The following is a 13,291-nucleotide window of genomic DNA, read 5'->3' on the forward strand; positions in this document are numbered from 1 at the left end:
ACCTTGTACATGTTAAACACCTGTCCCTTCTGTATGTGGATAACGCACCCTGATCCGTGTTCCTTCTCCGAGGGTGCTCTCGATGGTGATACCGAACTCTGGCCCATACAGGAAGCGCAATCGACTATGGACACTGCGCAGCCCGAACATCTGACCAGACTCTTCAGGACGTTCCAGTTCTTCAAGGATTTCCGTCAGGCGTGCCGGATCAATGCCTTTGCCATTATCTTTCACTTCCACTTGCACCACATCATCTGTCTCTTCCACAACAATCGATAATCGGTTATCCGAACGTTCTGTCTGGATGCCGTGTACAACATAATTCTCAATGATAGGTTGCAGCGAAAGTTTGACCACAGGGTGTTGATAATAAGCAGCATCGATCTGGATCGTGTATATAAAAATATCCTTGTAGCGGATTCGGAATAACTCCAGATACAATCGACAAGCTTCCATCTCATCCTTCAGCGTATAATTTTTCTTCTGCTGTACCAGGCTCTTGAACAATACGGATAAACTATAGATCATCTCGCCAACATCTCTCGCCCCCTGGGATATGGCCCTCATCCGAATCACTTCAAGCGTATTGTAGAGAAAATGAGGGTTGATGCGCGCCTGTAATGCGACCAGCTCGGTCTCCTTCTGTTTGATCTCGGCCTTGTAGACCCGTTCAATATACAGATTCAGCTCATCCAGCATGTCGTTGAAGCTATGTGAGATCTGCCCCAGTTCATCATCTCGCGGATCGTCGATGCGAGCCGTCAAGTTGCCATATTTCACTTTTTGGGTGAAGCGAATAATTCGACGGGTTCGTTTGGCAAAGTTAATAATGAAAAATGCCGGAACCAGCACGGCAAACAGAATACACACGATACTGATCGAGATGATGGTATTGCGAATACCCGCATAGGTTTCAGCCATCTCTTCTACCGGAACGGTACCAATGACCACATACCCCTGATCGGCGGAGACAAACTTGTTCACGTACATGTTCTGCTCCTTTTTCAATGAATCCATATCCGTCTGATCAAACAGCGAATCGGCCACATTCACGTAGGGATACTTCTTCCCGTAATAATGATTGTTGGAGTCAAATAACACGGTCCCTTTCGCCGATAACACCACGATTTCTCCCTTGAGATTACTCTCGTAGTTATCCAGCGCATTACCGATTCCTTCTGAGTCAAAGAAAACAAGAAATTGGCCCAGATTCCGAAGAGTCTGTGTATTGTTAATCGGTACGCGGATGGAGTAGAGCGCAGGGTCCCATTGATTAATCTCTTTGCGAATCCAGTAGTTGGGTGCACTGATATTGGGCGTTTCCATCGCCATCACGTCCGGAATATAGGAATGAGCTACATTGGCGTCCAGCTTGCGGAACTGCTTGTGTTGATTAAAGGTAGACAAATCCTGCTGCTCAGCGCTATATAACATGAGTTGGTTAATCTGCGAATTACGATCCATAATGTTCTGAAAATGTTTCAACACATCGGCCGAATAGTCGTCCTGATTAGCGTAATATCCATTGGTCATGTGCTGAACATATTCAGCGTACGAATGATTCATCAGGTAAGTAATGTTGGCTGAGAGTGCCTCATTCTGATGCATGTCCCTCACCATGTTTTGTACCGATTCATACTGCTGATGAATGTATCGATCCACATGTTCCATCGCCGCTTTCTGGATCGCCAGTTCCCGGCGAATCGTGGAATCGGACACCGACAGGAAGATGATATAAGATAACGTAATGATCGTGACAATAGATATCATCGAGAAGATCAGGAGCATTTTCATAAACATATTATTTTTGAAGAAATTATTGTAAACGCTAACAATTTTCAATTCGCATGTTCCCTCCGATGCTGTTTTCCTGACTATATAAGTTGAACTAAAGATTACTTACACTGACACTACGATGACAGAATAACCTTCCAATCGCTGTTATCCCCAGATTTTTTTGATTCTCTTTTCCCAAGGGAAAATCCGGGGATAAAGGCGAACGCTTCGCTTCTTCAGGTTTTTTCTGTCCTCTCCGTTTTCGTGTAAATGATTAGTTCAACTTTATATTGAATTATATCATCAGGCTTCTGACATTAACTTGTCACCTGCAACTTTTCTTTAGTTTATATCTGTGTTTCTTTAATTTCACCCTATTTAAAAACGCTTTCATCCACTATCGTTAACCATAAGTTTAGCTTTGTGTAAAAGAATACCTTACATTCATTCCACTTGAAGGAGGAACAGCATGACACGCAAACTCAAACCAAAAGGCCTCATTCCCAAGGTCACTGCCATGGTCCTGACCACGGCTCTGCTTGGACAAGTTGTTGCATCATCCGTTTATGCCGGAGACACGCTCCCTTACACCGGTGAAAGTGCCAAAGGGGTGAATCAGCCCTATCAACATGGATACACCTCGGCCCAGATTCTGAACTGGACACCGGAAAGTGATATCCATGGCGATTTACTTCGTGCCCATGTTCCCTTGCAGCCCCGTAATGAAGCGTTCGCTGCCACACAGGCTTATCCTGAGCTTAGTCCGGACACCCAGTTATTCACGATGAGTGGCGATTACGGCAATGCATTCTTCGATAGCACACCTTATACCAATGAATTCAGCCAGTATCTGTTTAATTATTGGCAATATACAGACTACTACAGCTATTGGCACGGCATGGCCTCTGCGGGAGTACCTGAGGAGCTGTATGACCCGAGTAAAGAGTGGACGGAGAAATACTTCGAGTTTGGCATTTTGAACATTCCGAATCCGGCCTACACCAATGCAGCCCACAAGAATGGCGTCAAATCCATTGCTAACATCTTTTTCTCAGACAATGACCGTGGACCACAGACGTACAAACAAATGCTGATCCAGGATGAAAACGGTAATTTCCCTGTGGCCGAGAAACTGGCCGAGATGGCAGAATACTACAACTACGATGGATATTTCTTCAATCAGGAAGAAGTTGCCCGGGGTGTAGCCCCTGAAGATATCGCATCCTACAAGAAATTCATGAAATATCTAAGAGATAAAGGCCTGTACGTTCAGTGGTATGATTCCACCATCAATACAACAGGCAAAATTCAATATCAGAACCAATTTAATGGGCTTAATAGCCCTTTTGTGCAGGATTCAGTTCTCGGCAGAGTCTCGGATTCCATCTTCCTGAATTATGTCTGGAACCACAAGATGCTCCGCGATTCCCGTGATCATGCCCTTAGCCTGGGACTGGATCCACTGGAAACCGTATTTGCTGGTGTTGAAGGTGGACATGACAAATTCGGCCGCTGGAAGCAATCCTATGACCTGCGCCATAATCTGGATGAGAACGGTCAACCGATGAATAGCATTGCGACACTGGGTGCCGACTTCACCCACAACGCTCTGGATGAAGAGATGGGCGATGGCAGCACCAATCATCGTGCGGAGGATGAGTACCAGTGGATGACCTTTGTACGCGATCGTGCCTGGTGGTCTGGTCCAAATCAAGACCCGACAGATGCACGTCGTAATGCTTCTGCTGATCTGTCGGATGTGTATGCATCCGGTGCAAATTGGGATGGAATTGCCGCTTATCTTACCGAGCGATCCGTTATCAATGGCTCCAATTTTGCAACCAGCTTCAATACGGGCCACGGCCTGAAATATTATGAAGACGGCGCTGTCTCGAACGATAAAGAATGGTCGAATATCAACATTCAGGATATCCCTGTCACTTGGCAATGGTGGATGGATAGTGAAGGCGACAAGCTAAGTGTCGATTTTGACTACGGTCCATCTTACGAGAAAGGCGCAAGATACACATATGACTCCATTGGCGCGTTTAATGGCGGCAGCTCTCTCGTGGTGAACGGTACACTGAACGCGGACAACTTCCTGCGCCTGTACAAGACCGATCTGTCCGTCAACGGACAATCGAAACTGGAACTGACGTATAACAAACCGTCGACTAGTGACGCTTCCTCCCTGCATGTTGGGTTGATCTTCGAAGATGATCCATCCAACGTGGTCAACGTAAATGTGCCTAATGCAGGCCAGCATACAAAAGGCTGGAAGACGGCTTCATTGGACTTGAGCGCTTATCAAGGCAAAACCATTGCCGCTATGGGATTATCCTTTGACCCGAACGGTAAGACAATTGAGAATTATCAGATAAATATTGGCGAGATCCGTATGTTCGACGGTTCAGCGGCTGTACCGGATGCACCGACCGGATTCCATATTGCCAAAGCACTGACCAACACCGATGAACTGGTTGTCGCATGGGACATGAAGGACTATTCAGAGGTCAAACAATACAATTTATATGAAAATGGCGCCTATGTAGGCGGCGTGTATGATTCCACTTTTTATATCAAATCGCTAAAACAGCCTTCTGGTGAACTGTCCATTCGTGCTGTTGGTGCAGATGGTACCGAAAGTGAAGCAAACGTCCTGCCTTACGATCTGAATGCAGCCATTCAGAATATCGATGTGAAATTCAAAAAGAATGGCGATGCCATCGTAAGCTGGAAAAACCCGAAAAAAGCAAAAGATTCGGGCAAAGACAAAGATAAGAATACCGGTAAAGACAAGGATAAAAATAAAGACAAAGATAAAGGCAACGAATCGATTCAGCTTACACTAGAAACTGAATACACGAAAGAACCATTCACCAAGTCACTTCAGGTCAAAAAAGGAAAACAATCTGCCGTCCTGACCGGACTTCCTACCAATGGTGAACATTACGTGCTGAACATCGCCATTGGCGGGCAGAACCCGGTAACCCGTACCGGACAGCTCGCAGATCTTCAGATTACACCATACGCCAAGGAAAAGGTCACGGTAAAAGATGGAAAATACACATTGGCCCTCCCGGATCTGGAGGACTGGTACAAGATCTATGTATATGAAAATGGGGTGCCACGCGAGTTCGGAGTCACTTACGTATCGCAAAAATTCCCGTATATCATTCGGGGAAGAACAAAGCTGAGTGAACTGACCTTCACACCAGCGTTCAGCAACAGCTCTTTGAAGCTGGTCATTGAGGATTATGCAGGCAATCAGGCTACTACAATTTTGAGGTAATACTGCAAAGTATTTTTTGTGTACACCAGCATACCAGTTGAGATAAAAACGTACAGCCCTTCACTTCCAAAAGGAAGTTGAAGGGCTGTTTTTGTTGATCTAACAATAAATACTCTGCCCAACAGCTATTAAACAGCATTCCCGTTAGCATAGTCCTTCGGATGAAATTGAGGATAGATGCTTGCGCAACTGCTTTTTATCTATTTTATCCACGGCTGTTCTCGGCAAAGTATCCACAATGAACAGTTGAGTCGGCCATTTGTACGGAGCAAGGTGTGGCTCACAAAACGCCCGCATCCGCGTCAGATCCATACTTTCACCATCCTGTAACACTATGAAAGCGACGAGTTCCTCTCCTTCGTCAGGAAGAGAATGTCCGATTACGGCCGCCTCGCTTACCGACTGATGGCTCACAATAACATGCTCCACTTCGGCGCAAAACACATTGGAACCGCCCACAATAACCATATCCTTCAAGCGGTCAAACACATAAAGGTAACCTTCGGCATCCAGACAACCGACATCCCCAGTTCGAATCCAGCCATCGGACATGGTCTCGGCAGTAACCTCCAACTGGCGCCAATACCCCAGCATGGTCTGTGCACCTCGAACAACGATTTCTCCAGCCTCGCCCGTAACTGTCTCACTTCCGTCCGTATCTAATATCCGAACTTCAAAGGCCTGCTCACCTTGGGCAGCCAAGTCAGCAGGACGACCTACGGATCGAAGGCGATGGGGATCGCCCATATGCTGAGCAGGAAAAAGGCGGCTTATGGACATTCCACATTCCGCTTGTGAGTAGTTGTTCACAATGATAATTTCAGGAAATTGCGATACGACCTCCTGTAGTGTATCCGGGGAAATAATGGACCCTCCGCAGCCAATAAGCGAAAGACTCTTCAAGTTTCTACTTCCTACGGATACCTCGCGGGTAAGATCACGTAGCAGTTGGCCTACTGTGCTGAGTTGTGTAATCTGATCACGTTCAATAGCTTCCATAATGCGGTGTACATCCGCTGGGTATTCATCTAGAAATACAAGACAGCCTCCAGCAGCCATGGTCGCCCACAACTGGAACTGACCCACCAGATGGGATAAGTTGAGCACTAACACACGACGCTTGAGATCATGACCGAAGCCTGCAGAAGGCGTAAGTTGATTCCAAGCAGCCATACCACGATGCGAATGCATGACCCCTTTTGGTCGACCAGTTGTCCCACCCGTATAAATCAGGACTGCCGTATCGTCTACACTTCGTTTGGAAAGGTCTTTTGGAGAGAACGCAGGTTCCTGCTGTAAAAGAGCAGCGAGCGAACTGCTATTCGTCCCTTCTTCGTCCATCGTGAACAGTTTTGGACAATACTCAAGAAGCTTTACCGTGGCGTTAGCTACGTTAGCATGTTGGTCATCATGAATAACCATATGTGGTTCTGCATCCTGAAATATGGCAGCGAGTTCAGGCACTGTTAGCATAGGAGAAGGAACGAGCGGTATAGCGCCGATCCCAACAGAGAGTAGCATATATCTGGAATAATAAGTAATCATTATCCCCTATTAAACTCATAAATTCTGCTGATATTACAGTTCTGCCCATAGACGATCCTTGCCGTTAACCTACTTGCTAGCTTGATTAGGCAGATCAAATTGGGCTGCTTTTTAAACTGAAATCCAACATTTCTCGTTATCATTAAGTTTATTTAGGAAACGAGTACCCAGGAGGGGATTGTCATAAAAGTAAAGACAATGTACTTTATTTTCAGTGTTGTAGCGTTATTTTTACTATCAGCTTGCGCAGGTGTTGTTACTGGCTCTAGTCAGCAGAATGAACTAGGTGAACCTTATCGTATGGCGTTGGAGGAGTTAATTTCAACAGATACGGCTCTTAATGAAAACATGGAGTATATCTCATTAGATTTTGATAAAGGAATTCCATTAAAGGATTCTGATAAGAAAAGCATTGAGGATTACCTTCACAGCAAATATAACGTAAAAATTTATAACCTAACCTATGAAGAATTGATTGAAGATGGACAGTCTGAACAGTCTGAAAACACGCTAAAAGGGATTTTACTGAAAATTGAAAAGCAGGAGAATGAATCAGATAATAATATTGCCATAGAGGTCAGTAAGTACCGTACCAATGAGGGGTCGCTCTCTGCAAAAATAACATTAACCTATGAGGAAGGTAAATGGAAAGTTGCTACTCATACTCCTACAAGGGAAAGTTAAAGGATATAATTTCACCAGTGAGAGTACTAGGAAAAGTTTACTATGACAATTATCGAAGTAGCCCTTTAGGGCTTTTTTTGTCCGCATTTTCTGGATTATATACTACCCCTAAAGGTGTACCAAAAGGATCGTTAGCATTTTTGCAACAATCCCTATTGTTATCCGTTAGTTGTAAACCACAGTTGATTACGTTGATTCTTTGAACATTAAGCTAACCTTTCCCGTTAGTTTAATGAACCTCAATTATGCATTTGAATAATTAATCGAGACAACTCCTGGTTAACTACGGAACGAAGGAGTACCCCAAGTACCCGAAGGAGAACTTCGGCTGGTGCTCCTAGTTTGTATCCTCCCATAGTTGAACGGAAAAGAAGTATCTTTATATACTAAAAGTGAGACCTTTACATCTAAAGTAATCTTCATCTTGTTTAACAAAAAGTTCATAACGTCTCTTTAACCATTTAAATGACCTACTCATGATGTTGATGTTTGTAATTATACGTGTATGAGTGATCCGGTAGGAAGTCCAAAATTTTTCAAAAATAATCCCAACCTTTATTTCGCCTGGCACACTATATAATTGTCAGGAATTACAGATGCAACTATGGAGGCAAATTATGGATTCAATTGGTAAAAACGGAAAAGAAGCGGCGGAAGCGATTAGGAGCTATGTCAAACCGATTTTCGGTTTTGCCTTAAACCGGGTCAAGCATCGGGCCGAGGCGGAGGATCTGGCTCAGGAGATTATGCTGCAGTTGTTGAAATCCTTCTCTGGGTTGCGGGACATTAGAAACCTTGACGCTTACGTCTGGACGGTTGCCCGATACACTTGGGTGAATTGGTTGAAAAAGCGTGCGCACGCTCCCCAAGCGATTGAAATCAACGGCATATCCGAACTGTCTGCCGCCCCTTCCCGGGAGCCGCTTGACCGGCTGCTGGTAACCGAAGCTTACCGCGAACTGCGCCGAGAAGTCGCGTTTCTATCCGACATCCATCGCCGGATCGTAGTTATGCATTACTACGACGAGCTTAAAATCGGCGATATCGCGATTGCTCTGAACATTCCTGTCAACACGGTGAAGTGGCATTTGAGCGAGGCTAAAAAGAAGTTACGGAAAGGGATGAAACGTATGCGTGCAACAGGAACTTTAAGTGTCAATCCGGTCAGCATGGGGGAAATGGGCCATTCCGGTTCGGCCGGCAGTCTGGGCGAAACCAACGATTTTCTTGGACGCGCCTTGGCGCAAAATATCGTTTACGCGGCTTATCACAAGGCGCGTACCGTACATCAAATCGCGGAGGAGCTAGGAATGCCGCCGTCTTTACTGGAAGGCGAAGTCCGGCACCTAGCCGATTACAATTTTCTCACCCAAACCTCTCCCGGCAAATATCAAAGCAATACCATCGTCTGGGACCTCTTCGAGTTGGCTGTAGCCGGTCATCAATTCTGGCAAGATTGCGCCGCCGAAGTGGCCGATGTTCATTTCGACGCGTTAATGGAAGTTCGCCAGCAAGTCGAGGATAGCGGAGTGTACGTTCCGGACGGCGACTATAACTTCCTGCTCTGGACCTTGCTGCCCAAGAACGTTGAGGAGCAATCATGGCGGAGCATGCCGGCGGGCGAAAACTTCGATGCGGTCGCACCAATGCGAAAGGACGGAGGTCAGTATATTGCCTATGCGGCGTTAAACCAGAGCCACAGTTCCGATCCGGGTTTTGATTTGAGTAGTTACGTCACCTTCGGTCCGTCGCTCCGCTACGTCGAAGACACTCCCTTATACTTGTGGCAATTCAATACGTACTGGAGCGACCGCCAGATGGATTGGCGTTTCCTGGAATACCGGAATGTCGAGATTTGTCATGCGTTCCAACAAGGGGAACTGCCCGACAACGAAGAGAACGCCGAGCAATATTCGTTCCTGCTGGAGAAGGGGTACATCCGCAAGACGGAGGAGGGGTACAAGTTCAATGCGGTTTGGATCGACTCTCCGCAAACGTTGGATCGGTTGAACAAGGCAATGCCTGATTTGTCCGCTCTGTACGCGCCTGCTGTCGGCAAGCTCTACGATAAAATGCTCAACCTGTTCCTGCAAAATCAGCCGAAGCATTTGGAGCCGCAGCTTGCTTATATGGTGAGAGGCAACACCGGCGGAGGCCGACTTGTCGCTTATATTTTGAAGCATTTAATCGATAACGGAAAGTTGAAACCGCCGTTGCCCCACCAGCAGAAGACGATTTCAACTTGGATGGGGCCGGTCAAGTAAGTCGGTTCGGAAATGTATACGAAGAATAGCCGTTCCCGAGCGGTGGCAATTTTTACACAAAACTTTGTCTGTCCTGTCCAACGAAGTGATTAGGACATCGCTATTTCACACGGCCCCCTCCTAAACGTATGGAAATGATTAGAAACTACCCATGACGCATGTGCGTCATGGGTAGTTTTTTAATCGCAATCGTATCTGCCAGATTTCTCCTTTACCTTACGTTTTTTATCTTTCTTGTCCGCAATCAACCGTGAGAGGCCAGATGCTCCACATACTCAGCAGATCTATTCAGCAAAACTTCCCGTTAGTTGAGTAAAAGCAGCCAATCACAATGAACAGCTACTTTCTTGTTGTTATTGAGCTAACGTTTCCCGTTAGCTTAATGATTACTTAAAGGCAACTTACACATTTCAAGACGGATCTTCTATTTTAAAACTAACCTGCCCGCCTGTTAGCCATGATTTTATACATTAAAAGGAATTACTTATGTAAGGTGTCAAAGCCACTCACCCTAATTAGAGCGTCTCAACCAACTTCTGAATCTTTGAGTGGGAAATTAAATATACAGGTCCCATTATTTCTATTTTGCCGTCCTTTACACGTATAGCGCTCTCCTGTTCTGCCGCATAAATTTCAATCTCTTCAGACAAGGGGGACAGGTAGCCTTGAACAAACGTGGCGTAATCGCGTTGAGAATGAGATTCGTAGGCAAAATGATCAAAGCCAATACCATCATAAATAGTACTTGTTTCAACTTCATCAGTGTTATTCAAGCTTAACCATTTTGCAGCCATGTTTAACGCACCGGCGCTTGCACCCATTATAATGGCATTGCTATTCTTAATAACATTGGATAATTCATATTCCGCCAAAAAATCATTCTGCAAAACAGGATATCCACCACATAAAAAAATGACAGAAGCGTTCTGAATGAATCGCTGAGCATCTTCTTTCTGCATACGGTAATCGATGAAATGATATTCATCAAAAATAATGTTAGCCTGATTCAACCATGTCCATTCAGAAATATCATCAAAGTTAACTTGCTCATCTTTATAACCAGACGGATTAGCACTAATCATAACAAGCGATTTTCTGTCTTGTATATCCTCCTGCAAACAATGGACCAGCTTCTCAGGAAAAAAATGATTAAACCAACTGAAATAGTAGTGAGTTTTCAAACTTAATTACCTCCATATGTATTATTTACATTCATCCATAGGATTCATAGAAAACCTCTTTTTATATGCATTATACAAAATAATCCAATTGATTGATAGTACATTTAACATAACTATAACCACGTTAAAAAAAGCCCGGTTCTTCCCCCGGGCAACATACATTTTTGTATGGGTTACTTACTTATAAACTCTACCATCTTCTGATGTAATTCCTTCTCGGAACATTGAAAAATACCATTAAAATCCTGAGGGTCACGGATCAATTTGTTTAACTGGTCTATTCCATATTGTTGAACAACAAACTCCACAAATAGGAACGAAAACTGAAAACCCTTCATCGTTTCGAATTCCCAGGTATCATTATCTAATTGTTCGAACGTTGGGATCTCTAAATTGTGAATAGACTCTTCTGTTGAACCTTCAATAAAGTCCTGAGTCATGAGCTTGGCTTCATATCCACCAATTCCTTGCCTTATCCATTTCGGAGCCTTCGGATTAATTTCACTTATTAGCCACATGGCGAACAAGTGAACCGTACCTTTAAGAATCGATTGATAGGTATGCTCCGGTCCTGGATTTAATGGAGATACAATTTTGAGAATACTCCCTTCATAGGTACCCATGAACCAATTCGGAGCATCTGCTTCTCCGACCGCTTGGTGAAACGATGGCATATCAGGATATACTTCAATCGTTACTTTTCGCGTTGGATGATAATTGTACTTTAGCGAGATTCGTTCAATATGATCACTTAGTTCATTAAACAAATCATGGTGTACTTTATTGGGCGTATTGTTCAATCGCTCGTTTTCACCCTTATTAACAATTGAAATCAAATCTTGAATAGACATGATCGTAACGCCTCCCCATTCTTTCAGTTCCTTTTTAAGTTTTTCCAAAGCTCTATAGAGTCTGTTTTTTACTGCACTCTCACGCATCCCTACAATCTTAGAAATTTCAAGCAATGTGCAGTCCACAAAAAAGCGTAATGCAATGATTTCCTGGTCGGTTTCATTTAACTTTTTCAGCGCAACTCCGATATCAATTCGAAAATCAACATACTTCGTAAATTCAAGGGAGATCGACTGTGATTCATATTCCGTAAAATCAAACGGCGTTTCTTTTTTTCGCGATAATCTTCGATATTCGTTTTTCACTGTATTCTGAGCAATCTTGAATATCCATGTAAATAAATTTGATTTCCCTTGGAATCGGTGAAGATTCTCGACTGCTTTTAAAAACACCTGTTGAGTCAAATCATCTGCAACCATCGGATTCAATTTCAGCGAAAAGTACTTGCAAATTCTTTGACGATACAGCTCATAAGTGTTTTCAAAGTTAGTGATACGTTCCTGTTTATCCGGATAAACAGGTTTTGTGTCATGAGCTCCTGACATGGTAAGAACCTCCTCTTGATTTACAATGAATTAGACACCAGAGAGAGTCAGAAGGCCACATAAATATAAAATAAATATGTATTCAATCTTTCAGGTTTGTTACTTACAGGACTAATCACCCTTTTTGAAATCTCACTTCATATCATCTCTATGATTTCATATCTTTACAAATTTATAATGATAAGCAAAGATTGGAGTAGTTCTGGAGGGAATCACATCATGTAACCGACTTCCCAAAATGAAGGAGAGATAATAATGAAATACGCCAATGTTTTATTATCAAGCGTCATTGTTTTAGGTAGCTTAGGCACGTTATCAACTGCATCATCTTCACTTCATACTTCAGATAAAATAGCACATATTGCTGCTAACTCAACATCTGTGAACTCTTCGACATACCAGAGTATATCTAAGTTTGAAAAAACAAAAGGCTCAAACAAAATTGTCTGGAGAGGTGACGACATCACGATAACCGCGAACACCTTAAAGCTAGATGTTGCTGCTGATTTTGAGCAAAACATCATTGACACCATTGTAGTTACTCATGGTAAAGAAAAGCACACCCTACAAACGGGAGATTTTGAAGTTAAATTATTGGATATAACTAGTGTTGCTGAATCTCCATCGAATGAATGGATTACTATCCAAGTAGAAAAAAGTGCTGGTAGCAACCTCATTCTCATGAACCTTAAAACAGGAAAGTACACGATTATAAACGAACGTCTTGAAAAAGCAGGTAAACAAAATGTAGAAACCATTTCATCATATAATTGGTCACCAAAAGAAGACATCATTGCATTTTCTTATGGAAGTACGGATAAAAGCACGTTAGCAATATACGACACTAAGAAAGACAGTGTTGTTTATCTCCCTCGGGCAACCAACTATATTAGCACCGGTTTAATTTTATGGCATAAGAACGGAAAGAATATGGATTACATTAGTGAGTATCCTTCAGATCAATGGATTCTTTTCAGATATGATACAGAAACCAAAAAAGTTAAGCCTGTAAAAAAAATCACAAAAAAAGAATTTCAGCAGTGGTTCAAATTAGATAAATATCCTACAAAATAATAAAAAAATTGGATTAAACGTAAAATACGTTTCTTCAGTTCAACTTATATAGCAAAAAGGCGAGTCTCCATTAATCGG

Annotated in this window: 8 protein-coding genes; 4 read left to right on the forward strand and 4 right to left on the reverse strand. The window is 43.4% G+C overall.

The annotated features are described in order from the left end of the window. Positions 1-12: 12 nt before the first annotated feature. Complete coding sequence (locus MKY66_RS24475) at positions 13-1,800, reverse strand: sensor histidine kinase (RefSeq protein ID WP_179088525.1); 1,788 nt, start codon at positions 1,798-1,800, stop codon at positions 13-15. A gap of 445 nt (positions 1,801-2,245) precedes the next feature. Here MKY66_RS24475 and MKY66_RS24480 point away from each other — a divergent pair, with 445 nt between their 5' ends. Next, entirely contained in the window at positions 2,246-5,068 is a 2,823-nt protein-coding gene (locus MKY66_RS24480; RefSeq protein WP_076211087.1) for an endo-beta-N-acetylglucosaminidase, read from the forward strand. Between the two features lie 144 nt (positions 5,069-5,212). On the opposite strand, the gene MKY66_RS24485 is transcribed toward MKY66_RS24480, so the two are convergent. Further along, positions 5,213-6,613, reverse strand: coding sequence for a fatty acid--CoA ligase family protein (locus MKY66_RS24485; protein ID WP_076211085.1), 1,401 nt, complete (start codon positions 6,611-6,613; stop codon positions 5,213-5,215). 198 nt (positions 6,614-6,811) lie between these two features. On the opposite strand from MKY66_RS24485, the gene MKY66_RS24490 reads away from it, so the two are divergent. Next, complete coding sequence (locus MKY66_RS24490; RefSeq protein ID WP_076211083.1) at positions 6,812-7,297, forward strand: hypothetical protein; 486 nt, start codon at positions 6,812-6,814, stop codon at positions 7,295-7,297. Positions 7,298-7,914: 617 nt separating this feature from the next. Then, positions 7,915-9,561 (forward strand): RNA polymerase sigma factor, encoded by a 1,647-nt coding sequence (locus MKY66_RS24495; RefSeq protein ID WP_076211081.1) that lies wholly within the window; start codon positions 7,915-7,917, stop codon positions 9,559-9,561. A gap of 515 nt (positions 9,562-10,076) precedes the next feature. Here the strand turns inward: MKY66_RS24495 and MKY66_RS24500 are convergent. Next, positions 10,077-10,742, reverse strand: a complete 666-nt coding sequence (locus tag MKY66_RS24500; RefSeq protein ID WP_076211079.1) for a Type 1 glutamine amidotransferase-like domain-containing protein — start codon at positions 10,740-10,742, stop codon at positions 10,077-10,079. A 173-nt stretch (positions 10,743-10,915) separates the two neighbouring features. After that, positions 10,916-12,139 (reverse strand): sigma-70 family RNA polymerase sigma factor, encoded by a 1,224-nt coding sequence (locus tag MKY66_RS24505; RefSeq protein WP_076211076.1) that lies wholly within the window; start codon positions 12,137-12,139, stop codon positions 10,916-10,918. A 255-nt stretch (positions 12,140-12,394) separates the two neighbouring features. Here MKY66_RS24505 and MKY66_RS24510 point away from each other — a divergent pair, with 255 nt between their 5' ends. After that, a complete protein-coding gene (locus MKY66_RS24510; RefSeq protein ID WP_076211074.1) occupies positions 12,395-13,213 on the forward strand; it encodes a hypothetical protein in 819 nt (272 codons plus the stop codon). Positions 13,214-13,291 lie beyond the last annotated feature (78 nt).

The organism is Paenibacillus sp. FSL R5-0766, assembly GCF_037971845.1.
Taxonomy (GTDB): Bacteria; Bacillota; Bacilli; order Paenibacillales; family Paenibacillaceae; genus Paenibacillus.

Excerpts from the sequence above, each read along its gene's own strand:
- MKY66_RS24475 (WP_179088525.1), bottom strand. The coding sequence starts at position 1,800 with ATGTTTATGAAAATGCTCCTGATCTTCTCGATGATATCTATTGTCACG.
- MKY66_RS24480 (WP_076211087.1), top strand. The coding sequence starts at position 2,246 with ATGACACGCAAACTCAAACCAAAAGGCCTCATTCCCAAGGTCACTGCC.
- MKY66_RS24485 (WP_076211085.1), bottom strand. The coding sequence starts at position 6,613 with ATGATTACTTATTATTCCAGATATATGCTACTCTCTGTTGGGATCGGC.
- MKY66_RS24490 (WP_076211083.1), top strand. The coding sequence starts at position 6,812 with ATGTACTTTATTTTCAGTGTTGTAGCGTTATTTTTACTATCAGCTTGC.
- MKY66_RS24495 (WP_076211081.1), top strand. The coding sequence starts at position 7,915 with ATGGATTCAATTGGTAAAAACGGAAAAGAAGCGGCGGAAGCGATTAGG.
- MKY66_RS24505 (WP_076211076.1), bottom strand. The coding sequence starts at position 12,139 with ATGTCAGGAGCTCATGACACAAAACCTGTTTATCCGGATAAACAGGAA.
- MKY66_RS24510 (WP_076211074.1), top strand. The coding sequence starts at position 12,395 with ATGAAATACGCCAATGTTTTATTATCAAGCGTCATTGTTTTAGGTAGC.